Genomic DNA, 24284 nt, shown 5'->3' on the forward strand with positions numbered 1-24284 from the left:
ACGGTGTACAAGCTCTGCTTCTTCGTCCCGGCCAGCCATGTGGATGAGGTCAAAAGCGCCGTATTCGCTGCCGGTGGCGGGCGAATCGGTGGCTATGACCATTGCGCCTGGCAGGTGTTGGGCCTGGGCCAGTTTCGCCCTTTGGACGGCAGCCAGCCGTTCATTGGCGAAGCGGGGCAGGTCGAGCAGGTCGAGGAGTGGAAGGTGGAGCTTGTTGTCGCCGATGAGCTGATCCGCCCCGTAGTGGAGGCGCTGAAACAGAGCCATCCCTACGAGACACCGGCGTATGAAGTGTGGCGGTTGGAGGATTTTTGATCTTCCCGCTGTTGCAATAAAAAAGAACCCGCTGATCGATTCAGCGGGTTTTTTATTGTGGCGAGGGGTGTCAGGGGCTAGGTGTTGAGTGTCCTCCGGCCCCATCGCGAGCAAGCTCGCTCCCACAGGGTATGGTGTCGATCACTTGTCTTGTGGACAACACTAATCCACTGTGGGAGCGAGCTTGCTCGCGAAGGCGTATTTTCAGGCAAAGAAAATTCAGGCTTTGACATCCGCCTTACGACTGAGCAGCGCCGCCTCCAACGCCCGCCACAACCCCGGCGCTTTCTCCCCTAACAGCAAGTGCCAGACGCCACCGTCCAGCGAGCTGACCCCCTGGCAACCCAGGGCCTTGAGCTGGCTTTCCGACAACCGCTTGCCATCAGCCAACTGCACCCGCAAACGGCTCATCGCCACGCAATCGAGCTGCAACACATTCCCGCCACCGCCCAGGGCATCGAGCCATTGTTGCGCCTGGGCCTCGGAGACACCTGTCGGTAGGGTCGGCTCGACCACTGCGTTCGCGGGCGCACTGACTGGCCTATCGGAAGAGGGCAAGGCCAAGCGAATTTCATCAGCGATGCTGTCGGCCATCGGCCCCACCACTACCTGCAAGCTGCCGCCGTTGCCAGGGCGGACCACGGCCATGGCGCCGAGGGCCTTGAGCTGGGCGTCGGACGCCTTGTTGCGATCCACCATGTCCAGGCGCAAGCGCGTGGTGCAAGCGCCGACGGTGATCAGGTTGTCGCCGCCGCCCAAGGCCTGGATATACGCAGCGGCGCGTTGGTTTTCGGCAATCACCGGTTTGTCGCCCGCCGGCATTTCTTCACGCCCCGGCGTCTTCAGGTCGAAGCGGCGGATGCAGAAATCGAACACCAGGTAGTAGATCAGCGCATAGGCCAGGCCCACCGGAACGACCAGCCAGCCGTTGGTGGATTCGCCCCAGCCCAGCACCATGTCGATAAAGCCGCCCGAGAAGGTAAAGCCCAAGTGGATATCCAACATATTGGTCACCGCCATCGACAGGCCGGTGAGCAACGCGTGGACCAGGTACAACAGTGGCGCGAGGAACATGAAGGCAAATTCGATGGGCTCGGTGACGCCGGTCAGGAACGAGGTCAGCGCCATCGACAAGAAGATCCCGCCCATGACTTTGCGCCGTTGGGGCAGGGCGTTGCGGTACATCGCCAGGCAGGCGGCGGGCAGGCCGAAGAGCATCACCGGGAACATGCCGGTCATGAACTGGCCGCCCTTGGGGTCGCCGGCGAAATAGCGGGTCAGGTCACCGGTGACGACCGCGCCGGTGGTAGGGTCGGTGAAGCTGCCGAATATGAACCAGGCCATGTTGTTGAGGATGTGGTGCAGGCCGGTGACGATCAGCAATCGATTGAACACGCCGAAGACGAACGCGCCGAAGCTGCCGCTGGCCATCAGCAGCTCGCCGAAGGCGTTTATACCGTGCTGGATCGGCGGCCAGATCAGGCCGAACACCAGGCCAAGGCCCACGGCGCTGAAACCGGTGACAATCGGTACGAAGCGCCGGCCGCCAAAAAAAGCCAAGTACTCCGGCAGCTTGATGTCCTTGAAGCGGTTATATAACGCGCCGGCCAACAGCCCGCTGATGATCCCGGCGAGCATGCCCATGTTGATGGTCGCGTCGAGTACCTTCAGCGTCGCGATCATCACCAGGTAGCCGATGGCTCCTGCCAACCCGGCCGTGCCGTTATTGTCCCGGGCGAAGCCCACGGCGATGCCGATGGCGAAGATCATCGGCAGGTTGGCGAAGATCGCTTCGCCGGCATCGTGGATAATCGCGATGTTCAACAGGTCCGTGTCACCCAGGCGCAGCAATAGGCCCGCGATCGGCAGGATCGCGATCGGCAGCATCAGCGCCCGGCCGAGGCGCTGAAGCCCTTCGATGAAATGCTGGTACATGGCGTCTCTCCTTTATTGTTCTTCGACGTGGCTCAGCCCAAGGGCCAGTGTTGATGACAGGCCTGGCGCACGGCGGCGGCGCTGGCGAGGTTGAGCAGATCGGCACTGACGCGGCGGCACTGGGCGGCATCGAGGCGGCGTACGCGATCCTTGATTTCGCCGACCTGCGGCGGGCTGACCGACAGTTCCCTCACACCCAGCCCGATCAGCACCGGCGTCGCCAGTGGATCAGAAGCCAGGGCCCCGCACACGCCGACCCAACGCCCATGCTTTGCGGCACCGGCGCAGGTCTGGGCGATCAGCCGCAACAGCGCCGGGTGCAGGGCATCGACCCGGGCGGCGAGGCCGGCGTGGTCGCGGTCCATGGCTAGGGTGTATTGGGACAGGTCATTGGTGCCGATGGACAGGAAGTCCGCGTGCTCGGCCAGTTGCTCGGCGAGCAGGGCGGCGGCTGGCACTTCGATCATCACTCCAAGCTGCGGACGTTGGTCCAGGCCCATTTCAGCGCCCAGGGCATCGAGGCGCTGGCGAATGTGCAGCAGCTCGTCGACCTCGGTGACCATCGGCAACAAAATCCGGCAGCGCTGCAAAGGACGGGTTTGCAGCAGCGCGCTTAGTTGTTGATCCAGCAGCTCCGGCCGCGCCTGGGACAGGCGAATGCCCCGCAGGCCGAGCACCGGGTTGGCTTCGGCCGGCAGCGGCAGGTAGTCCAATTGTTTGTCACCGCCGACGTCGATGGTGCGGATGATCACCGGCTTGTCGCCCATGGCATCGAGCACCGCCTGATAGGCCTGGCGTTGTTCCTCTTCGTCCGGGGCGGTGTGGCGGTCGACGAAGAGAAATTCGGTGCGCAGCAAGCCGATGCCATCGGCGCCGTTGGCCAAGGACTCGCTTGCCTCGACGCTGGAAGCGACGTTGGCGGCGACTTCAACCTCCACCCCATCGACGGTTCGCGCAGGCGTATGGGCAAGGGTCCGTTGCTCGGCGCGCAGGGCTGCGCGTCGGGTCTGTGCTTGTTGCACGTGCGCCAGGCGCTCGGCGGTTGGCATGAGTTCGAGGCGGCCAGCGTCAGCGTCCAGCACCACCGATTGGCCCGGCGCCTGTTCAAGCACTGCCTCGCCCAACGCCACCAGGCAGGGCAGGCCTTTGCCACGAGCCAGGATCGCCACGTGGGATGTCGCGCCGCCCGCGGCCATGCACACCCCTGCGACGCCTTGGGCGCTGAGTTGCAACAGGTCCGACGGGGTCAGTTCCTGGGAGACGACGATGGCGCCCGCCGGCACGTCGTACTGCCAGGCCTCACCCACCAGCGCCCGCAGGACCCGCTGGCGCAGGTCATGCAAATCGTTGGCGCGCTCGGCCAGCAACGCGCTGTGCAATTGCCGCAGCATTTGGCACTGCAGGTCAATGGAGCGGCTCCAGGCGTGGGTCGCCGCGCATCCTTGATCGATTGACTGGTACGCGGCGTCCAGCAGGACCGGATCTTCCAGCAACGCCAAGTGGGCGCTGAAGATCGCTTGCTCATCAACGTGACGCCGGGCCCGGGCGTTTTCCAGCGTCTGCTGGATATCGCGGCTGACTTGCGCCAGGGCCTGGCGCAATCGTTGCCGTTGTTCTTCGACGTCGTGGCCGCCGGGATCCTCGGGCAATTGGATACCGTCCAATCGAACCAGGGGCCCGCTCACCAGGCCAGGCGCGGCGCAGACGCCTTGCAACACGCCATCTTCAGCGGCATGCCTGGGCGGCTGGACTTGCGGCGCCTTCGCGTGGACCTCTTCGGCCAACGCGGTGGACAGGGTCGCCAGCAGCGCCTGCAATGCCATTCCGGCATCGCTGCCGCGACAACTGACATGCACTTCGGCCTGTTCGCTGATCGCCAGGCCCATCATGCCCATGACGCTGTCGCAGGACGCCGACCGGCCGCCGAAGTGCAGGTGCGAGCGGCTCTTGAAACACTGTGCGGTCTGGCGAACCAAGGCGGCCGGTCGCGCATGCAGGCCGCCGCGATGGGCGATGCGGATCTGGCCGGACACTTCGATGCCGCCATCCAAATCATCGACGCGTTCTTCACCTGGCGCCTTGGCGACAATGTGCAACAAGGGGTCGCCGACCTTGACGCCTTTAAGGGTAATCGGCCGTGCCTGGAAGTGTTCGCCATTGGTAATGATCAGCAGGCTGACCAGGCTCTTGCAGCGTTGGGCCACTTTGTCGAGGTCATAGCGCAGCAGCGCCTGTCCGTGGCTGACCCGTGCACCTTCCTTGACTAGCATGGAAAAACCGTCGCCCTGCAACTCGACAGTGTCCAGCCCCAGGTGCAGCAGCAGTTCGGCGCCGTTGTCGGCCCGCAGGGTCACGGCGTGGCCGGTGCGAGCGACGTGGATCACCTCGCCGTCACAGGGGGCGTAGAGGGTGTCGTTCAGCGGATCGATGGCGATCCCGTCGCCCATGGCGCCGCTGGCGAATACCGCGTCCGGGACGTTGGTGAGGGTGAGCACCGGACCGCTGAGCGGGGCGCTGAGGATCAGCTCTTTATTGTTGTTGGGCATGGGCTCGCTCTCTGTGGAATCTCGTTGGCCTTGCGTCAAAGGCTTATCGGGTCAGTGGGTCCGGGTGACCTTGCTCAAATGCCGTGGCTGATCCGGGTCCAGGCCTCGGGCTACCGCCAGCCGGGCGGCCATGCCATAAAAACTCTGAATCGCCAGGATTGGGTCCAAGGCCGGGTGCTCGGCGCGGCTCAGCGTCAAGTCGCGCTCGACGATGTCATCCGGCGCGGCCAGCAATACCCGGGCGCCGCGCTGGCGCATGTCGGCGGCCAAGCTCAACACACCCGCCTGCTCGGCACCGCGCGGCGCGAACACCAGCAACGGATAATGTTCATCGATCAGTGCCATCGGCCCGTGGCGGACCTCGGCGCTGCTGAAGGCTTCGGCCTGGATCGCCGAGGTCTCCTTGAATTTGAGCGCCGCTTCCTGGGCGATGGCGAACCCGGCGCCACGGCCGATCACCATGAGCCGCTGGCACTCGCGCAAGGCCTCGACGGCAGGGCTCCAGTCCTGGCTCGCGGCGTCGCGCAGTCCTCCGGGCAAGGCACTGCCGGCTTCAAGCAACTCGGCATCGTCTTTCCAGTGAGCCACCAACCGTGCGCTGGCGCTGAGGGTGGCAATAAAACTCTTGGTCGCGGCAACGCTGCTTTCGATGCCGGCGCACAACGGCACGTTGAATTCACAGGCCGCCTCCAGCGGGGAATCCTCTGCGTTGACCATCGCCACGCTCAACGCGCCGCGCTTGCGCAACAGGCGCAGGCTGTTGACCAGGTCCGGGCTCTGTCCCGATTGGGAGAAGGCGAACGCCACCTGGCCGCTGACCTTCAGCGGCGCCTGTTGCAGGGTGACCACCGACATCGGCAGCGACGCCACCGGCAAGCCCAATTGCTGCATGGTGAGGTAGGCGAAGTAGCTGGCGGCGTGGTCGGAACTGCCCCGAGCGACAGTCATCGCCACCTGCGGCGGTTGACGGCGCAGGCGTCCGGCGATTTCCGCCAGCGTCGGGTCCAGCCGCTGTAATTGCTGCTCGACGGCTTCGGCCGAGGCGAGGGCCTCTTCAAGCATTTTGCAAGTCAATGGCTTCTCCTTCGACCATCACGTCGATCAGGTTCAGGGCTCGGTCAAGGCGCACACAGTCGGCCCAGGCGCCTGTTAGCAGGCGTCCACGTTCGGGCAGGCCGAGGTAGTCGGCGGGGAACTGCGACAGGCGTCGGGAGGCGTCTTCAAGGGGCAGGCCGATTTTCACCAGGTTGCGCAGTGCCTGGTCCATCGTCAGGGTGCTGCCGGCCAGCGTGCCATCTGCCAGGCGTACGCCGCCCAGGCATTTGGTCACGGTGTGGCTGCCCAGCTTGTATTCACCGTCGGGCATGCCGGCGGCGGCGGTGGAATCGGTGACGCAATAAAGGCATGGGATCGAACGCAAGGCCACACGCATGGCGCCGGGGTGTACGTGGAGCAGATCGGGGATCAGCTCGGCATACCGGGCATGGGCCAGCGCCGCGCCGACGATGCCCGGTTCGCGGTGATGCAACGGACTCATGGCGTTGTACAAATGGGTGAAACTGCTGGCCCCGGCCGCCAATGCCGCGACGCCTTCTTCGTAGCTGCCCAAGGTATGGCCGATCTGCATGCGCACGCCCCGGGCGCTGAGGGCACGAATCAAGGCGTCGTGCCCGGCGATCTCCGGTGCGATGGTAATCACCCGGATCGGTGCCAAGGCCAGGTACGCCTCCACTTCGGCCATCAATGCGGTGTGGGCGAAATTCGGTTGGGCGCCGAGTTTGCCGGGATTGATGTAGGGGCCTTCCAAGTGCACACCGAGAACACGTGCGTTGCCGCTAGGCCGCTTTTCGCAGAACTCACCGAGGGCCTTGAGCACGCCAGCGATTTCTTCGCTCGGCGCCGTCATGGTGGTGGCAAGCAACGCCGTGGTGCCGAAGCGGACATGGGTGCGGGCAATGGTGTCGAATGCCGCGGCGCCTTCCATGATGTCCTTGCCGCCACCGCCGTGCACATGGAGGTCGATGAAGCCAGGCAGCAGGTAGGGCAGGTCGTTGCTCGTCGGATCACAAGGCTGGCCTTCGATGGACACGACCTTGCCTTGTTCATGGACCAGGCGGCCGCGTATCCAACCGTTGGCAGTGAGGATGTTGTCTTCGGACATGGGGATTCTCTGATCGTCTATCGCCGCAGCTCGGCGACAAAGTCGTAGTAGTCGTTGCGGCAATAGGTGTCGGTCACTTCGATGGGCGTGTTGTCTTCCAGATAACCGACCCGGGTCATCAGCAGCATCGCGGTGCCGGGGGCGATGCCCACCAGGGCGGCGAACTCGTCCGAGGCGTTGATCGCCTGGATGTGCTGCAGGGCGCGCACCACCGGTTTGCCGATGCCGTCGAGAAATTCATAAAGCGAATCGCCCACCGCTTGTGGCTTGGGAATGATCGACGCGGGCAGGGTGCTCATCTCGATGGCCATGACCGTGTCGTCGGCCTTGCGCAGCCGTTTGAGCCGGGCAACTTTGTCGGTGGGCGACAGGCCCAGGCGGATCAATTCTTCGTGGGTCGGCGGGGTGATGTTCCGCTCCAGCCATTGGGAACCGGGCACGAAGCCTTTGAGGCGGAGCATCTCGCTGAAGCCGCTGAGGCGAGAGAGCGGTTGTTCCAGGCGCGGCGTGATGAAGGTGCCCGAACCTTGATTGCGGCGGATCAGGCCCTGTTCGAACAGCACTTCCAATGCCTTGCGGGCGGTCACCCGGGAAATGCCCAGTTGCTCGCTCAGGCTGCGCTCGGAGGGCATCGCTTGCTCGGCTTTCCACTGGCCGGCGTGGATAGCGGCTTCGAGGTTGCGGGCCAGTTGCAGGTAGAGCGGGGTGGGTTGGGTGTCGTCGGGGCGTAGGACCAGGATGTCGTTCATTGGCGATGCGTCCGATGCGATTGTAGGAGTCTTCCTCGGCTAACGGGGTGGAAACTAATACCACTTGAATACCATGTCAACGCTGCTTTTCCTGGGTTGGCTAGCGTTTTCTGGGTGCTTTTCAGGGTTGTTCTTTAAGTGGTATTAGGGTGGTGGGGGTCGGGTATGGAATTGCTGCGTTGGGCTGGGGTTTTTAGAGGTCAGTGGTATGCATGGAGGGCGGGTTTTGAGATTTGATATTTATTTTTGGTGGTGAGCGGTGATGGGGCGTTTTGTGTGGATATCCGTTACCGCAGCAATGGTTATGTACCCAATTCAATCCAAAAAAACCTATCTGGAATTTCGTCTGAAACATCCCTGATCAGATGGGTGGTCTGTCAGACGCACCGAAGTTTCCGACATGTTTTTAAGGTTGTGCCTCGGAAGCGAGGGCTCTAGCTTTCGAGGCCCAAATCTCCTAGCGCAGGGATCGCTTACCAGTCTTTGGGACGACCAGGCGGCAGATCCAAGTTTCAAGGAGCAACATCAGCCTCTGGGGTTCAAACATGGAACTGCCGGATACGATCACTCCCCGCCTTAATACAGGCACCGCCCTAGGACAGGCTTTGATTTCAATGTTCAAGTCTGTCGAAGCGGAGCTGACGTCTGAGAACGCAGCGCCTGGGGTGCTCAAAATCATCATTTTTGGTGGGTGCGCAGTGCACCTTTATACGAACCATCGTGTCTCCATGGACGTTGACGCCGAAATTTATGAGGCAAACCTTCCAGAAGATTTTTATCTTCGAACCTTGCTTGCGGAAGTGCCTGAGCAATTTGTCGACGAAAAATCCGGCCGGTTGATGGAGCTCAACTACGACCTCCAATACAACACTAGCTTCGGTCCGATTCACGAGGACTATTGGGCTCGAAGCCTCCCTCTTGAAGAGTTCTCGGTAGAATCTCCTTTGCACGTTCACATTGCTGCCCCTGTCGATATTGCGATTTCAAAACTGGGCAGAGCAACGGATCAAGATATTGGCGATATCATGGCGCTCCTGAGAGCCGGCTTCATATTGACCGCTGAGCTGCGTCGACTGGCATTGCAGGCGATTGATGTATATGTTGGCAACAAAGAGCCTCCAACCTCTGTTCTTACCTCTATTTTGCAAAATTATTTGGAGAATACAGATGGCGAAGCCTGCTAACGGCCACGTCCTCTCAGCCGCTCTGGACACATTGGTCAAAAGCCCGTTGGATCACGCAGATGATGTCGCACTCGTGAGCGCGGCCAAGGCTGTCTGGTATTCCAACTCGGACTTGATAAGCGCAGCTCAAGCTTTTCTGAGTCAGCACACTGATGAGGTCGAGTTGCGTCGCGCAGGCTATCTGCTCGAACGACTCACCCGATTTTCGTGTGTCACGGACAGTCGTGCATTGGAAGTCTTCAAAGCCCTCGAGCTATTTTTACGCTCGACACCCAAGCAAGCCATAACCTCACAAACCGCTGTTGCGCTTCGCAGACGCCGTGATGAACTCGCTCTCTCTTGGGGGCTGAATGAAGGTCTTGGCTTGAAGGTGCAAACCCTCCTGCCTTTTCAGACCCGGCATTATGAGGCTGAGCAGCGTGCAGCGTTTGTGTAGACACCGAAACCCTGCTAGCCAACCTCAGCGAAACCCTGGCCTCGGCCAATGCGGTGCTGAGCGACCTCCTGTTTGATTTGGACGGTTCGCGGCGGCATGTGGCGTTGGGGGTGGCGCAGATGATCGAGCTGGGGAAGTTGCTGGCGAACAAGGCGTTGGACCGGGTTGAGCTGCGGACTTGACGCCATAGTTGCCGGCCTCATCGTCGGCTCGCCGTCCTGAGCAACCCAGCGGAAGCAAGCTCCCTTGCCACAGGAACCCTTATCCACAGGAGCCCCTCGCCGCAAAAAATAGGGTGCTACGGCCGAATCTCGATCATCGTCCCATCCGGCACCAGGTTCCACACCTCGCGCATGTCCACATTGCGCATGGCGATGCAGCCATCGGTCCAGTCCAGGGTATGGAACAACTGCTCAGGGTTGTCTTCCGAATCGGGGGTGCCGTGGATCATGATCATGCCCCCCGGTTCCACGCCTTCACGGCGGGCGCGGGCGGCGTCGCTGATGTTGGGGTAGGAGATGTGCATCGACAGGTAGAACTTGTCGCTGACCTTGCGCCAGTCGATCCAGTAAAAACCTTCGGGGGTGCGCTTGTCGCCCTCAATCAGCTTGGGACCTTTCTTGGCGCCCTTGCCCAGGGAGATGCGATAGGTCTTGAGCGGCTTTCCGTCGTTGATCAATTGCAATTGATGGGCGGACTTGAGCACCAGCACTTTTTCGATGACCTTGCCGTTGTAGGTTCCCACGGCGGCGGCCTGGGACACAGCGGTGAACGACAAGCAGAACAGCACAAGCAACCAGCGCATTGAAACGATATCCCTAGAGGTGTCGCGGCTATATTGGGTTTTCTAAGTATTGGCAGGCTGAGCCAGTGGCGGTATCGACTCGGATCGCACCGGGTAATCCTCGGCCCGCCGGTCAGCGTAGAAGTATTCTAGGGTACGGCCGACGGTGCGGAAAGCCAGCTCGTCCCAGGGGATGTCCGCTTCTTCGAACAACTGCACTTCCAGGCTCTCGGGCCCGGCGGCGAAGTCCAGGTCCATCAGGTCGGCGCGGAAGAACACATGCACCTGGCTGATGTGCGGAACGTCGATCAGCGTATAGATGCTCAGGTTGCGCACTCGGGCGCAGGCTTCCTCGGCGGTTTCACGCACGGCGGCCTGCTCGACGGTCTCGCCGTTCTCCATGAAGCCTGCCGGCAATGTCCAATAACCGCGCCGCGGCTCGATGGCACGTCGGCACAACAGGACTTTGCTGCCCCAGGTAGGTACACATCCGGCAACGATATTGGGGTTCTGGTAATGGATGGTGTGGCAGGTGTCGCAGACAAAGCGCAGGCGCGAGTCGCCCTCGGGTATGCGCTGGGTCACCGGGTTACCGCACTGGCTGCAGAATTTCATGCTGGGATTCCTGAAGGCTGCGCCTATCTTGGCGTGCGTTGGCCGGTGCGGCAAGTTGTCGTTTCGCGACATGACGCGGTGCGGGGCTTGGGCCGCTTGCTTGATTGGTGCATGATGCTAGGCAGCGAATAAATCGAGAAGTCTCATGCTGGACGAGCTACTGCATCGAGTAAGCAACCATACACCGCGCGATCTGGAGACCGATCGGCGTTTCCCGGAAGCGGCGGTGCTGGTGCCGATCACTCGCAGTGATGAACCGGAGCTGGTACTGACCCTGCGCGCCAGCGGTCTCTCGACCCACGGCGGCGAAGTGGCCTTCCCCGGCGGGCGTCGCGATCCGGAAGATCCGGACCTGATTTTCACCGCCCTGCGCGAAGCCGAGGAAGAAATCGGCCTGCCCCCCGGCCTGGTGGAAGTGATCGGACCCCTCAGCCCGTTGATCTCGCTGCATGGCATCAAGGTCACGCCGTACGTCGGCGTGATTCCGGACTACGTCGAATACCAGGCCAACGACGCCGAAATCGCCGCAGTGTTCAACGTGCCGCTGGAGTTTTTCCGCAAGGATCCGCGTGAGCACACGCACCGTATCGATTACCAGGGCCGCAGCTGGTACGTGCCCAGCTACCGCTTCGAGGGGTACAAGATCTGGGGCCTGACGGCGATCATGATCGTGGAGTTGGTCAACTTGCTGTATGACGCTGATATCGAGCTGCACACACCGCCCAAGACTTTCATCAACACTTGATGCCCGAGGACCCTTCATGAAATACCGCCTGGGCGATGCCCGTGTCGAAACCCATCCACAGAGCTGGGTCGCGCCCAACGCCACGCTGGTGGGCAAGGTCCGCCTCGAAGAGGGCGCCAACGTCTGGTTCAACGCCGTGTTGCGCGGCGACAACGAACTGATCCTGATCGGCAAGGACAGCAACGTGCAGGACGGCACTGTAATGCACACCGACATGGGTTATCCGCTGACCATCGGCACGGGCGTGACCATTGGCCACAACGCCATGCTCCACGGCTGCACCGTCGGAGACTACAGCCTGATCGGTATAAACGCGGTGATTCTCAACGGCGCGAAGATCGGCAAGAACTGCATCATCGGCGCCAATTCGCTGATCGGCGAAGGCAAGGAGATTCCCGACGGCTCACTGGTGATGGGCTCGCCGGGCAAGGTCGTGCGGGAGCTGACCGAGGCCCAGAAGAAAATGCTCGAGGCCAGTGCGGCGCACTATGTGCACAACGCCCAGCGCTACGCCCGCGACCTGGTCGAGCAGGAACAGTGAACACGACTGAACGCCCGGTACCCTCGCCCTGCGTGAACATATGCGCGCTGGACGATGACGACGTCTGCACGGGTTGCCAGCGCACCGTGGCGGAAATCACCCGTTGGAGCCGGATGGACAACGATGAAAGACGCGCTGTGTTGGCGTTGTGTCATGAGCGGGCAAAGGCCAGCGGGCTGGTGTGGATGTTGCCGGCGAGGCGCTGATATTCATTTATCGCGACCGTCGCCCCAACCACCGGTCCAACCCCACCACCCCCAGCGCAATCCCGACGAACCCCGCCAATACCCCCGCAGCATTGATGAACACCTGTGGATAACCCAGGCTCGCCACGTCGATGAACGGGTAGGGGTAGGCCGCCAGCAAATCTCCCCGCAGCAGGATGTAAGCGAAGTACACCAGCGGATAAATCATCCAGAGCCCGATGTGACCCAGGCGCAAGGTGCCTTTGGGCACCCACAGCCCCCAGTAGATGATGAACAGCACCGGCATGACGTCGTGGAGCAATTCATCGGCGATGAATTGCCAGCCTTGCGGTTGCCAGAGGTGGCGTAGCAGCAGGTTATAGGCGAGACCGACCAGGGCGATGCTCACCGCGATGCCGCCGCGTACCGCAGGCAGCAGGAACCAGCGCCGGGCGGCTGATTCGCGCGGGGTCAGTTCCCACGTCAGCACCACGGCGGCCAAAGTATTGGTCAGTACCGTGAAAAAACTGAAGAAATTGACCAGGCCACCCAACAAGCTTGCGCCCAGTTCCCAGCGCCCGAGCAATATCAGGTAGAGCTGGACGCTCAACCCTGCCCAGCCAAGCAATGCCAGCATCCACACGAAACCGGTTCGAACGCCCACGGTTCAATCGGGCCGCTTGGTGCGCATCAGCTTGACGTACAGGCGTTCGACTTTTTCCCGCGCCCATGGCGTCTTGCGCAGGAAGGTCAGGCTCGACTTGATGCTCGGGTCGCTCTTGAAGCAACGGATGTCGATGCGTTCGGCCAGGCCCGACCATTCGTAGTGCTGGACCAGAGCGTTGAGGATCTGCTCCAGCGTCACGCCGTGCAGCGGGTTATTGTTCGGTTCGGTCATGGCAGGCCTATGCAGGAAGAGCTGTAAAGCCGCGCACCTTAGCCGAGGCGCCCTTCGGGGGGAAGTGCCGCCGTAATCGCGGCCATGTGGACCTGACATACTGTTACCGAATCCGAGATGATCCATGTCAACAAAAGCGCTTTCTCTATTTGTAACAGGACATTATCCTTGCGCCGCCCGCTGAAACGCTTCTTCTAGCGTGCCAGAGCGGTTGCATGTGGTGAATTGCTTCCCAGGCTCGTTGCACTGACTCTGCAGAGACAGCGCTATCTCAGCGTGCGGCGTAATCAGTGGTGAGTTGGCTGGTCAACCGCTTTCGCGAGCGAGCCCACTCTCACAGCGGACCGCGCCAATCGAATTTGCCTTTTTTCAACTGAACCATGCCCCCTCAGGATCGTCATCTAAAGTGACTACTTGCGCGGGACTCTTTGAAACGTCACGGAGATACACACTATGAGCGCTGAGGGTGCTTTAAGTCGAAGCCGTCTGCTACCGAGCTTGCTCGGCATTCTGCTTCTATTGATGGGGCTGGCCTTGTTGGCCGGTGGAATCAAACTGAGTACGCTCGGCGGCTCGCTGTATTATTTGCTGGCCGGTATCGGCTTGGCGATCACGGGTGTACTGCTGGTCCTGGCGCGCCGTGCAGCGCTGGGCCTGTACGCGCTGGTGCTCTTCGCCAGTACGGTCTGGGCATTATGGGAAGTGGGCCTGGACTGGTGGCAACTGGTGCCGCGCCTGGCAATGCTGTTTGCCTTGGGCATCGTCATGCTGCTGCCGTGGTTCCGTCGCCCGCTGCTGACCGGCGATGCTTCGCCCATGGGCACCCGCGCGCTGGGCGCCGCCGTCGTGATCGCCGGTATCGCTGCACTGGCCAGCCAATTCACCAACCCCGGTGAAATCAAGGGCCAACTGGACCGCGACAGCGTGCCGGGCATGGCCAACACTGCACCGGCCATGCCGGACGGGGACTGGAACTCCTACGGCCGCAGCGCCCATGGCGACCGCTATTCGCCGCTGGCGCAAATCACCCCAGAGAACGTCAGCAAGCTGAAGGAAGCCTGGTCCTATCGCACCGGCGACCTGCCAGGGCCGAACGATCCGGGTGAGACCACCGCTGAAAACACCCCGTTGAAGGTCAACGGCATGCTCTACGTGTGCACCCCTCACAGCCAAGTGATCGCCCTGGAGCCTGAAACGGGCAAGGAAATCTGGCGGTTCGATCCGAAGCTTTCCACGCAAAAAGCGGAAAACTTCAAGGGCTGGGCGCACATGACCTGCCGCGGCGTGACCTACCACGACGACGCTGTCTACGCGTCCGCCGAGCAGAGCCCGACCGGCACCGCCAGCACCACGCCGGCCAGCACCGTGTGCCCGCGGCGGATCTTCCTGCCGACCGCCGACACCCGCCTGATCGCCCTCAACGCCGACACCGGCAAGATGTGCGAAGACTTCGGCGACAAGGGCCAGGTGGACCTGACCGCCAACATCGGCGGCTTCACCGCGGGTGGTTACTACTCCACCTCGCCACCGGCAGTCACCCAGAACCTGGTGGTGATCGGCGGCCACGTCACCGACAACGTTTCCACCGACGAGCCCAGCGGTGTCATCCGCGCCTACGACGTGCACACCGGCAAGCTGGTGTGGAACTGGGACAGCGGCAACCCGGACGACACGACGCCGATTGCCGAAGGCAAGACCTACACCCGCAACTCGCCGAACATGTGGTCCATGTTCAGCGTCGATGAAAAACTCGGCATGCTCTACCTGCCGATGGGCAACCAGACCCCCGACCAGTTCGGTGGCTTCCGCACACCGGAGTCGGAAAAATACGCCGCCGGCCTGACCGCCCTGGACATCGCCACTGGCAAGGTGCGCTGGTACTTCCAGTTCACCCACCACGATCTTTGGGACATGGACGTCGGCGGTCAGCCGACCCTGATGGACCTGAAGACCGCCGATGGGGTGAAGCCGGCCGTCCTGGCGTCGACCAAGCAGGGCAGCATCTACGTGCTGGACCGCAGCAACGGCCAGCCGATCGTGCCGATCAAGGAAATCCCTGTGCCGCAAGGCGCGGTGGAAGGCGACTTCACTTCGCCGACCCAACCGATGTCCGACCTGAACTTCGTGCCGCCGGTCCTCAAGGAGCGGGACATGTGGGGCGTCACCCCGTTCGACCAGATGTTGTGCCGGATCGACTTCAAGTCGCTGCGCTATGACGGCATGTTCACGCCGCCATCGCTGCAAGGCTCGATCGTCTACCCGGGCAACTTCGGGGTGTTTGACTGGGGCGGTATTTCGGTCGATCCGGTACGCCAGATCGCCTTCGTCAACCCGAGCTACATGGCGTTCAAGTCGAAACTGGTGCCGGCGGCGGAAGTGGCCGGTGGCCCAGGTCGCAAGAGCGAAACCGAAGGCGTGCAGCCGAACAAGGGCGCGCCGTATGGCGTGATCCTCGAAGCGCTGCTCTCGCCCATGGGCCTGCCATGCCAGGCGCCTGCCTGGGGTTATGTGGCGGCGGTGGACCTGACCAATAACAAGACGTTGTGGAAACACAAGAACGGCACCGTGCGTGACAGCTCGCCGGTCCCGATCCCGCTGAGCATGGGCGTCCCAAGCCTGGGTGGCACCTTCACCACCGCCAGTGGCCTGGCGTTCCTCAGCGGCACGCTTGACCAGTACCTGCGCGCCTACGACGTGAAGAATGGCAAGCAGTTGTGGGAAGGCCGCCTGCCTGCCGGCGCCCAGACCACGCCGATGACCTACACCGGCAAGGACGGCAAGCAATACGTGCTGGTCGTGGCCGGTGGTCACGGTTCCCTGGGCACCAAGCAGGGTGACTATGTGATTGCCTACAAACTGCCGGATTAAGCTCAACCGGCGGCCATGAAAAAGGCGACACCTTTACGGGTGTCGCCTTTTTCATGCCTCGATTTCACACTGGCTTTTGTGAACACAACAAGCTTATGTGGCGAGGGAGCTTGCTCAGCCTTGGACTTGTGCTCAGCCTTGGGCTTTACAGTTCGATCTTGACCGCCTGGGAAGCCCGGGTCGCCTTGGCGCGGGCGGCTTCGATGGATTCATCGCGGGCCAGGGCCACGCCCAGGCGACGCTGGCCGTTGACTTCAGGCTTGCCGAACAGACGCAGCGCTGTATCCGGCTCGCTCAGGGCCACGCCGAGGTTCGCGAACGCGGTCTGGGTCGACTGGCCTTCCACCAGGATCACCGCCGAAGCCGAAGGGCCGAACTGGCGGATCAACGGGATCGGCAAGCCAAGAATGGCGCGGGCATGCAGCGCGAACTGCGACAGGTCCTGGGAGATCAACGTTACCAGGCCGGTATCGTGGGGGCGCGGCGAGACTTCGCTGAACCACACCTGGTCGCCCTTGATGAACAGCTCGACGCCAAACAGACCGCGACCACCCAAGGCCTCGGTCACCGCCTTGGCAACGCGTTCCGATTCGGCCAGGGCCGCCGGGCTCATGGCCTGCGGCTGCCAGGATTCCTGGTAATCGCCTTTTTCCTGGCGGTGGCCGACCGGTGCGCAGAACGTGGTACCGCCGACATGGCGCACGGTGAGGAGGGTGATTTCATAGTCGAAATCGATGAAGCCTTCGATGATGACCCGGCCCTTACCGGCGCGGCCGCCTTCCTGGGCGTAATCCCAGGCTTTCTGCACATCGTCAGCGCTGCGCAGCAGGCTCTGGCCCTTGCCCGAGGAACTCATCACCGGCTTGACCACGCACGGGAAACCCAGGGTCTCGACGGCCTTGCGGTAGTCTTCCACGGTGTCGGCGAAGAAGTACGGCGATGTCGGCAGGCCCAGCTCTTCAGCGGCCAGGCGACGAATACCTTCGCGGTTCATGGTCAGTTGTGCGGCGCGAGCAGTAGGGATCACCGTGAAACCTTCGGCTTCCAGTTCCACCAGGGTCGCAGTGGCGATGGCTTCGATTTCCGGCACGATGTAGTGCGGCTTCTCGGCCTCGATCACCGCGCGCAGGGCGGCGCCGTCGAGCATGTTGATCACGTGGCTGCGGTGGGCCACTTGCATGGCCGGCGCATTGGCATAGCGATCCACAGCAATCACCTCGACGCCCAGGCGCTGCAGCTCGATTACCACTTCCTTGCCCAGCTCACCGCTGCCACACAACAAAACGCGGGTCGCGGTGGGCGACAATGGAGTTCCGATACGGGTCATCTGAAGGTCCTCAAACAGGAGCGGATCATTGGGGCGCGCGCCGGGCGAGCTTCCCATGGGAGAAAGCGCGGCATTTTACATGAACCGCGTCAGCCGGCGATGGCCTGTTTGCGCAGACGCCAGGCCATGATCAGCCAGACGGCCGTGACCCCGGCGAATTTCGAGAGCAGGGCGGTCGTCACCACCGCGGGGGTCAGCGCGTCGATCAGGCCGAAGAAAATGAAGGTGTCGAGGGGGATGCTCAAGGCCGAACTGATCCACAGGCGATCATGCAGCGGACGCTTGGTGACGGTGAACACCAGCCAGTCGATGCACTCCGATACGGCGAACGCCGTGGCGCTGGCCAGGGCGATGGTCGGGTCGGAGGTGACGTAGGACAGCACCAGCGCCACCAGCATCGCCACGATGGCGCCGTGGCCGAAACGGGTCTGCACCATGTCGCGCAAGACGAACACCAGCCCGCCCCAGGCCGACCAGATGACGTCCAGGTGCGGCGCGGCGGAGAAAGCGAAGTTGATCAGCACGACGCTGCCGATGTAGGCGATCAGGAAAAGCATGGGGAACACCTGGCAAATACGAGCTGTGGCTGATGAAAGACTTTAATTATGGCGAGCGGATAAATCCCCTCGCCATAAGAGGGTGGCGGCGTCGGTGGATGGAGGGTACTTCAGGTACCGCCAATTCCTCAATCTTCCTCACTGCCGTCCAGCTTCCAATACCCCACCGCCTTCACGAAATCCTGGTCCAGTCCTTTCTCCTCCAGCAGCACCCTGCGAATCTGCCGCGACACTTTGCTTTCGGTCGCGACCCACGCGTACAGCTTGCCGCCGGGCATTTCCAGCTGCTGCACGGTGCGTAGGAGGCTGTCCTGGCGACCCTCGCGCAACACCCAGATCACATGCACCTGCGCCGGGCTGTGGAGGACTTGCTGTTCGGCGCCATTCTCCACTTCCACCACCACCAACGCACGCCGGTTGGCCGCCAAACCTTCGAGACGTCGGGCGATGGCGGGCAGGGCGGTTTCGTCGCCGATCAACAGGTAGCTGTCGAAGATGTCCGGCACGACCATCGAGCCACGGGGCCCGGCGATGTACAGAAACTGCCCTGGTGCTGCTTGCGTAGCCCAGGTCGAGGCAGGGCCGTCACCGTGGAGCACGAAGTCGATGTCCAGTTCGAGGGTGTCCAGGTCATAGCGGCGCGGGGTGTAGTCGCGCATTTCAGGCATCGGGCCCTGGGCTTTGCCAGCGGTGGGGTTGAAGTGTTCCAGGGCGGCGTGTTCCTCGGCATTCTGCGGGAACAACAGTTTTACGTGATCGTCCGTGCCCAGGCTGACGAACCCGGCCAGCTCCGGCCCGCCGACCGTGATGCGGCGCATGCGCGGGGTCAGGTCCTCGACCCGCAGCACTTGCAGGCGGCGGCGTTTGATTTCGTGGCTGACGCGGTGAATGGTGTTTGGATCGATTTCGGTCATTGGTTTGACTCCGAGACAGGTGGACGGTCGCAACCGTCGACGATGGCTTTGGCGGTGGCGTTGAGCAAGTCGCACACCCGCCGGGTTTCTTCAGGACTCCAGCGGCCAGAGTGATTTTGCAGCGCATGGCGCAGGTTATACACCGCTTCCTGGACCTGCGGGGGGCGATCATGGCCGTGCAGCGTGCGCTTGCTGACTTCAATGCGTGCGCGCACCTCGTCCAGCGTTTGGGCCTGCTTCTCAAGTGATAGACGTCCAGCATCGGTCACGCTGTAGCATTTTTTTTCTATTTCAACGCAGCAGGTGACCATCGCGTTTTTTTCCAGGAACGCCAGGGCCGGGTAGATCACCCCAGGGCTGGGGCTATAGGCCCCTTCGAACATCTTTTCGATCCTGCGGATCAGGTCATAGCCATGGCAGGGCTGTTCGGCGATCAGGGCCAGCGACAGCAACTTGAGGTCCCCAGCGGCGAATACACGAGCGTTGCGTCGGTTACGGTCACGACCGGTCGGGTGTCGCTCGAAACCATCGTGTTCGTCGTGGGCGCTGGGATCGGAATAGGGGGCTGCCATGTACTGCTCTCCATGCTGCATAAATAAACTCGAACTGCTGGTTCTTTATTTGAGATACATCTTTGTGCTTGATATATCTTTAAGTTGAGATATATCTAGTGGGGTTGATGTTGCGTTAGTTGCACAAGACCTTACCTGAATGAGCCGGCTCTGAGGGGGGATGTGTTTTCTTTTAAGGTTTTTATTGACTTTTCCAGAGGCCGCTTGGTGCATGGTTTTGTGGGCAGTTTCTTACATCCAAATTGGCGTTTTAAATGAATTAAGGTATTTTTCGCTCTTTTGTATGGTGGAATTACTACAAGTGCGTGGGAATTTGCCTGCTTTTTTTTAGTTGTTAAGAACCGATCATGCCCAGCGTTGAAGTTGCAGTCTTCGAGCTATTAGTCGAACTGAAACTTCAGCCCTTCTCTTTATGGCTATGAACAGGTATTAACAACATGCTCAAACAATTCATGACCGGTGCTTCGCTGGCAGCCGCTGCCCTGAGTTCCTCGCTGGCATTCGCCGCCGATGATGCGCGCTCGTCCATCCATATCAGCGCGAACATCCCGACCCAACAGTTCCATGTGCAGCCGCGCAACCCGGACTTCGGTAAGGATGAGACCATGAGCTACAACACGGTCAGCGGCACCTTGTCGTCGTTGCGCGCGACCTATGACGTGAAGAACACCGAGGGCTCGGTCCACGCCTACATCGAGGGCGGTCCGTCCGCGCTGTACAACGGCAGCAACTCCATCGCCCTGACCACGGCTTTCAACGGCGTCACCCTGACCGCCACGCCTCAGGAAGTGGTGGACGATGCGACCTCCACACCGGGTACCCAGGCTGACATGACCATCGTCGCCGCCAGGCCGCTCGATACCCAGAATGGCCTGTACACCGCCGACATGACCGTCATTTTCGACGCGGTGCCTCGCGCTAACCCGTGATGCCATTCAATGCCCGCTGAGGTTCTCCTCTGTCTTCGGGCATTGCTGCAGGCCGGCCGGTCTTCCCCAGCCGGTCGGCCTGCCCCCGAAACGCCCAGATAGCTCGCTGATTAGAGAGTCCGTTGATGTTTCCGATGACACCCATCGCGGGTGCGCTCGCGCTGCTGTTGTGCGCGAACGCATTGGCCGCGCCGACTGCCCCTGGTACGACACCGAAAAGCTTGTTGTCCCAGGCAAAAGGCTTGCCGGCGGAATTTGAATCCCACTTCTTCGACGTGCCCTTGGCGGTTCGTGTTGAACTCAATCAACAGTTCCTTGGCGAAGCCATGGTGGTATTGAGCCGGGACGACCGCATCACATTGCTCGAATTCACCGAGACCCAGGACAGTTCGATCAATAACGTCGAGCGCCAGCAATGGGAGCAACACCTCAAGCAGGGGCAGCCGTTGGGCGCCTGCGAAGCCGGTTGCCCGTCCGGGCTGCTCGCCGTGCACTACAGTCTCGAAAATTCATTGGTTTCGATCCTGACCCGGGACGTGGAGCGCTCGACGCAAGCCAAGCGTTACTACGATCAGCCGGAAGAAGGCAGCCTGGGCCTGATCTTCAACAACCAACTCAACATCAATGGTGGCCAGGAACAGGACACTGGCGGGCGTTACGGCCTCAATGCCAGTTCCAGCCTCGGCAATTGGAGCCAGTCGCTGGACTTACAGCTCTCGCGCCTTGGCGGTCCGGACGACAAGCTGTACCACGCCGTCCATGAGCTCCATACCCAGCGGGAAATGGAAGGCCAATTCTTTCGCTTGGGTTACTTCACGCCCGGTTCCGATGGCTTGAACCGACAGATTCGTTCGTTCGGCGCCAACCCGGACACCGCTCTGGGCGTGATGTTCGGCAGTTCCGACAGCCTGGCGATCGACAATCCGAAACCCAGTGTCTATCCCATTTATGTCACCGCGAGCCGTCAGGCTTCGGTGGAAATCTATCGCAACGGCCTGCTGATCAATACCCAGGCCGTCAGCGCCGGGCTGCAAAGCCTGGACACCCGCCCCTTGCCTGGCGGGATCTACGAAGTGGAAGTGCGGCTGGTCGAGGACGGGCAAACCACCGCCACCAGCCAGGAACTGGTCTACAAGCCCAACAATTGGAGCAACTCGGAGGACCGCTGGCGCTACAACCTGTTCGCCGGCCGCGAGACCCGGCTCTGGAGCAACTGGGAAGACCAGCCCTCGGGCTTCATGACGGCCGGGGTCGGCCTCAATTACCTGCTGCATCCCCGGGTGATCCTGGGCGCCTCCACCCGCAAGGTGCAGGATAGGATGCAAGTCGGCACCTCGGTGGACTGGACCCTGGGCAGCACCACCAGCCTGTACGCCAACGTCTATAAAACCGAGGACTACGGCAACGGCATGGACCTGCAAGGCCTTTACAGCTATGGCCAGGGCAGCATCGTCGCCAGCCACAACCGCAGTTGGCTGGACACCCGCAACACGTATGAAACCCTGCCGGACGGTACCCGCATCCGCCAACGTGACGTGTATGTCGGCCATACCAGCAACTCTTCACTCTCGGTCAATCATCGCTTGAGCAACAAGACGTCCATCAATGGGCGGCTGGCCTACAGCGAAGGCAACGTCCAGGGCACCGGCCTGGACTTGGGTTGGACCCAGCGGGGCAAATTACGCGGCAGCGATGCCAACTGGCGATTGTCGGTGTTTGATCGCCCCGGTACTTCCAGCACGGCCGACAAGCGCAATCGCGGCCTGGACCTGAGCGTCAGTGTCGCCCTGGGTGGGCCGGGCGAGTACTGGTCGGGCAGCGTCGGCACGCGCACTTCCCGCGATGGCGCACGGGACAACAACGCCTCGCTGTCGTACCGCCGGGACCTGCAGGACCACGTACTGCAAAGCGTCTCTGCCACTGCACTGGCGGATACTTATGGCGTGGGCCTGTCCGGCATCGCCAGCTTCCAGACCGACTCGCTGTATGGCGATGGCTTCGTCCAGCGTTCGTCCTACAACGACAACCTCACCGGCGGCCTCAACCTGAGCAGCACGGTGGCCGTGGGCGGCAGCAAAGCAGCCTTTACCGCCATACCCCATGGGCGCGGCGCGGGGATGATCGTCGATGTGGAGGCCGACGTGGATGACGTGATCCTGCGCGCCGACGACTTGACCGGCGGCAGCACCACCTTGCATCCGGGTCGTAACTTCGTCCCTATCACTGCTTATAAAAACAGCATGGTCACCTTCGACTTCGAAGGCGTGCACCCCCCGGCGGCGAGCATCGAGCCCTCGCGTACTCGTTATCACTTGAACAAGGGCGGTGTGGACTACCGCAAGATCAGTGTGTTGAGAACCGTGACCGTCCTCGGTCGCCTGTTGGACGACCAAGGGCAACCGCTCAAGGGCCATCACGTCATCAACCACGCCAGCCGCGGCGTCAGCGAGGCGGACGGGTTCTTCTCCATGGAAATGAACGCCGGCTCGCCCACTCTGGAGGTGCGTTATGGCAGCGAGTTGTTCTGCCGGTTCCGCCTTGATCCGGACAGCGCCCAGCGGGAAGGGGACGTGCTGATGATCGGTGATTTGCGCTGCACGCCGGACACATTGGCCGATACAACGCTCGCCGAGGCTCATGGTGAAAAACAGCGTTCATGAGGTTATTGCATCGGAAGCAATGTTTGTTCGACGGACCGGGCTTTCCACCCTTCGCGGCGATTCGCTTTGATGCATGAGGTTGTAAAAATGAAACGTATATCCGTGGCAGTCTGTGGCGTGGCTTCGATGTTATTGCTGGCCTGGGCTCCGACTGCCAATGCCTTGACCCGGGACATCAGCGCCACCTTCAGGCCTGATCCTGCCAAGCCCAACGAGAACGCTTTTTTAAATACCACACCGGTCAGTGGTTACTGTTCGGAATATCCGGCGCAATGCGCGAACACAAAAATGTTCAGCATTCGTCTGCCGATCACGTTTAATTCGATCAGCCCTATTCAGGCGGGTCATACGGACGTGAGAAAAGGGGCAATGTTCAAAGTCCCCGCAAACTGGCGTACAGCACAGGTTGTCCATGCAAGCACCGGCGAAACGGAAGTCGTCGAAGTACGCATGTCGGGCATCGGTTCGCGCTATCAACTCCCTGCCAGTGTAGTTGACATGGTGGGTGGGGGTGTCACTGTCGTACTTGCTCATAATCGGTTATGGGGCAGTTATGGTGACAGTTGGGTGAGTGCTCCGGCACCCTGTCAAAACGGCGGTAACCAGCCCTACGGCGATAAATGGTACGGCTTTTTCTGGAAGACGCCCGTGGAAAACGTGTGCTCCAAAAGAGCCCGCTATCCAATCCCGACCTTTGCATACTCCCACCTGGATTTTGCCTATGAGCTGCGCACGCCCAACCCGTTGAAGATGTCCTCCGGCCAATACACGGGATCGCTGACCTACAGCGTCGGGCCGGGGCAGGACATCGACATGGGAGACGTCATGCTGCCCAACGACTCTGCACTGACGCTTAATTTCAATCTCAACGTCGAGCACACCCTGAAAGTCGATGTGCCACCCGGTGGCAACCGTGTCGAACTGGTACCCCAGGAAGGCTGGCAATCCTGGCTCAACAGCGGGCGCAAACCGACCCGGTTGTTTCGCGACCAACGCTTCCATATCTCGGCCTCATCACGTTTCAAGATGGGCCTCGAATGCCAATACATCAGTGGCAACACCTGCGCGATTTCCGAAACCAGCAGCGGTCACCAAGTGCCGGTGAACGTCAGTGTGACGCTGCCTCAGGGCTTGACCGACGGCGCCAATCAGCCGGTCGATCGCCGGCCATTGCTGCTCGATGGCAGCGGCACCGAATTATTCCAGCCGTCGTTCTACCTGGATCGCAAGTCGGGAATGCTGCACTTCGAAGTGGCCCGCAGCGGCGTGGAGGACATGCTGGACAGCGGCGCCAAGGCTTACACCGGCAACGTCACGGTGATCTGGGATTCGGAAGTTTAAAAGGACTTGCTCTATTCGGGGC

The 24284-nt window shown here is 61.4% G+C and carries 23 protein-coding genes and 1 pseudogene; 11 read left to right on the forward strand and 13 right to left on the reverse strand.

Going from position 1 to position 24284, the window contains the following annotated elements:
• The first annotated feature begins 3 nt into the window (after positions 1-3).
• Positions 4-315, forward strand: a complete 312-nt coding sequence (locus J3P79_RS05660; protein ID WP_434608842.1) for an NGG1p interacting factor NIF3 — start codon at positions 4-6, stop codon at positions 313-315.
• Between the two features lie 219 nt (positions 316-534).
• On the opposite strand, the gene nagE is transcribed toward J3P79_RS05660, so the two are convergent.
• The 5 genes from nagE to J3P79_RS05685 are packed head-to-tail and all read right to left on the reverse strand — an operon-like array spanning position 535 to position 7706.
• Positions 535-2250 carry an N-acetylglucosamine-specific PTS transporter subunit IIBC gene (gene nagE / locus J3P79_RS05665; RefSeq protein ID WP_434608844.1) on the reverse strand — a complete coding sequence of 572 codons (1716 nt, stop codon included), beginning with the start codon at positions 2248-2250 and terminating at the stop codon, positions 535-537.
• 32 nt (positions 2251-2282) lie between these two features.
• A complete protein-coding gene (gene ptsP, locus J3P79_RS05670; protein ID WP_434608846.1) occupies positions 2283-4796 on the reverse strand; it encodes a phosphoenolpyruvate--protein phosphotransferase in 2514 nt (837 codons plus the stop codon).
• Positions 4797-4847: 51 nt separating this feature from the next.
• Positions 4848-5870: an SIS domain-containing protein gene (locus J3P79_RS05675; protein WP_434608848.1), complete on the reverse strand. Its 1023-nt coding sequence runs from the start codon at positions 5868-5870 to the stop codon at positions 4848-4850.
• Positions 5851-6957 carry an N-acetylglucosamine-6-phosphate deacetylase gene (gene nagA / locus J3P79_RS05680; RefSeq protein ID WP_434608849.1) on the reverse strand — a complete coding sequence of 369 codons (1107 nt, stop codon included), beginning with the start codon at positions 6955-6957 and terminating at the stop codon, positions 5851-5853. Before nagA ends, J3P79_RS05675 begins: the two co-directional genes overlap by 20 nt.
• Positions 6958-6974: 17 nt before the next feature.
• A complete protein-coding gene (locus J3P79_RS05685) occupies positions 6975-7706 on the reverse strand; it encodes a GntR family transcriptional regulator (RefSeq protein ID WP_434608850.1) in 732 nt (243 codons plus the stop codon).
• Positions 7707-8251: 545 nt separating this feature from the next.
• On the opposite strand from J3P79_RS05685, the gene J3P79_RS05690 reads away from it, so the two are divergent.
• The 3 genes and pseudogenes from J3P79_RS05690 to J3P79_RS05700 all read left to right on the forward strand — a co-directional run.
• Positions 8252-8890: a DUF6036 family nucleotidyltransferase gene (locus J3P79_RS05690; protein WP_434608852.1), complete on the forward strand. Its 639-nt coding sequence runs from the start codon at positions 8252-8254 to the stop codon at positions 8888-8890.
• Positions 8874-9326, forward strand: a complete 453-nt coding sequence (locus J3P79_RS05695) for a hypothetical protein (protein WP_434608854.1) — start codon at positions 8874-8876, stop codon at positions 9324-9326. The genes J3P79_RS05690 and J3P79_RS05695 overlap by 17 nt, the downstream gene beginning before the upstream one ends.
• Positions 9323-9508: pseudogene (locus J3P79_RS05700) on the forward strand (DUF6124 family protein); the annotation flags it as partial. The gene J3P79_RS05695 and the pseudogene J3P79_RS05700, both read left to right, overlap by 4 nt.
• Before the next feature lie 116 nt (positions 9509-9624).
• Here the strand turns inward: J3P79_RS05700 and J3P79_RS05705 are convergent.
• Both J3P79_RS05705 and J3P79_RS05710 read right to left on the reverse strand, forming a co-directional pair.
• Entirely contained in the window at positions 9625-10131 is a 507-nt protein-coding gene (locus J3P79_RS05705) for a L,D-transpeptidase family protein (protein WP_039591469.1), read from the reverse strand.
• Between the two features lie 42 nt (positions 10132-10173).
• Positions 10174-10725, reverse strand: a complete 552-nt coding sequence (locus J3P79_RS05710; protein WP_434608856.1) for an NUDIX hydrolase — start codon at positions 10723-10725, stop codon at positions 10174-10176.
• Positions 10726-10870: 145 nt separating this feature from the next.
• Here J3P79_RS05710 and J3P79_RS05715 point away from each other — a divergent pair, with 145 nt between their 5' ends.
• The 3 genes from J3P79_RS05715 to J3P79_RS05725 are packed head-to-tail and all read left to right on the forward strand — an operon-like array spanning position 10871 to position 12217.
• A complete protein-coding gene (locus tag J3P79_RS05715) occupies positions 10871-11470 on the forward strand; it encodes a CoA pyrophosphatase (RefSeq protein ID WP_434608859.1) in 600 nt (199 codons plus the stop codon).
• 16 nt (positions 11471-11486) lie between these two features.
• Positions 11487-12011 (forward strand): gamma carbonic anhydrase family protein, encoded by a 525-nt coding sequence (locus tag J3P79_RS05720; RefSeq protein ID WP_434608861.1) that lies wholly within the window; start codon positions 11487-11489, stop codon positions 12009-12011.
• Complete coding sequence (locus tag J3P79_RS05725) at positions 12008-12217, forward strand: DUF1289 domain-containing protein (RefSeq protein WP_434608863.1); 210 nt, start codon at positions 12008-12010, stop codon at positions 12215-12217. The genes J3P79_RS05720 and J3P79_RS05725 overlap by 4 nt, the downstream gene beginning before the upstream one ends.
• 7 nt (positions 12218-12224) lie before the next feature.
• Here J3P79_RS05725 and J3P79_RS05730 read toward each other — a convergent pair whose 3' ends face one another.
• Together J3P79_RS05730 and J3P79_RS05735 are read right to left on the reverse strand one after the other, a co-directional pair.
• On the reverse strand, positions 12225-12833 hold the full coding sequence (locus tag J3P79_RS05730; protein WP_434611368.1) for a Pr6Pr family membrane protein: 609 nt from the start codon (positions 12831-12833) through the stop codon (positions 12225-12227).
• Between the two features lie 30 nt (positions 12834-12863).
• The gene (locus J3P79_RS05735; RefSeq protein ID WP_434608866.1) at positions 12864-13094 is read right to left on the reverse strand and encodes a VF530 family DNA-binding protein; all 231 of its coding nucleotides are present in this window, start codon (positions 13092-13094) and stop codon (positions 12864-12866) included.
• A gap of 453 nt (positions 13095-13547) precedes the next feature.
• Between J3P79_RS05735 and J3P79_RS05740 the strand changes: the two genes are divergently transcribed.
• Positions 13548-15962 (forward strand): glucose/quinate/shikimate family membrane-bound PQQ-dependent dehydrogenase, encoded by a 2415-nt coding sequence (locus tag J3P79_RS05740; RefSeq protein ID WP_434608868.1) that lies wholly within the window; start codon positions 13548-13550, stop codon positions 15960-15962.
• 145 nt (positions 15963-16107) lie between these two features.
• Here the strand turns inward: J3P79_RS05740 and purT are convergent, their stop codons facing one another.
• From purT to J3P79_RS05760, 4 genes are all read right to left on the reverse strand, one after another.
• Positions 16108-17289, reverse strand: a complete 1182-nt coding sequence (gene purT / locus J3P79_RS05745) for a formate-dependent phosphoribosylglycinamide formyltransferase (protein WP_434608870.1) — start codon at positions 17287-17289, stop codon at positions 16108-16110.
• A gap of 89 nt (positions 17290-17378) precedes the next feature.
• The gene (locus J3P79_RS05750) at positions 17379-17846 is read right to left on the reverse strand and encodes a preQ0 transporter (protein ID WP_434608872.1); all 468 of its coding nucleotides are present in this window, start codon (positions 17844-17846) and stop codon (positions 17379-17381) included.
• Positions 17847-17974: 128 nt separating this feature from the next.
• Entirely contained in the window at positions 17975-18760 is a 786-nt protein-coding gene (locus J3P79_RS05755; protein ID WP_434608874.1) for a siderophore-interacting protein, read from the reverse strand.
• A complete protein-coding gene (locus J3P79_RS05760) occupies positions 18757-19332 on the reverse strand; it encodes a PadR family transcriptional regulator (RefSeq protein ID WP_434608875.1) in 576 nt (191 codons plus the stop codon). Before J3P79_RS05760 ends, J3P79_RS05755 begins: the two co-directional genes overlap by 4 nt.
• A gap of 437 nt (positions 19333-19769) precedes the next feature.
• Here J3P79_RS05760 and J3P79_RS05765 point away from each other — a divergent pair, with 437 nt between their 5' ends.
• The 3 genes from J3P79_RS05765 to J3P79_RS05775 all read left to right on the forward strand — a co-directional run bounded on the left by J3P79_RS05765 (position 19770) and on the right by J3P79_RS05775 (position 24262).
• Positions 19770-20261, forward strand: a complete 492-nt coding sequence (locus J3P79_RS05765) for a CS1 type fimbrial major subunit (RefSeq protein WP_434608877.1) — start codon at positions 19770-19772, stop codon at positions 20259-20261.
• Positions 20262-20386: 125 nt separating this feature from the next.
• Positions 20387-22921, forward strand: a complete 2535-nt coding sequence (locus tag J3P79_RS05770; protein ID WP_434608878.1) for a CS1-pili formation C-terminal domain-containing protein — start codon at positions 20387-20389, stop codon at positions 22919-22921.
• A gap of 87 nt (positions 22922-23008) precedes the next feature.
• Entirely contained in the window at positions 23009-24262 is a 1254-nt protein-coding gene (locus J3P79_RS05775; RefSeq protein ID WP_434608880.1) for a hypothetical protein, read from the forward strand.
• Positions 24263-24284: the final 22 nt, after the last annotated feature.

Source organism: Pseudomonas sp. R1-7 (assembly GCF_051132105.1).
Classification (GTDB): Bacteria; Pseudomonadota; Gammaproteobacteria; order Pseudomonadales; family Pseudomonadaceae; genus Aquipseudomonas.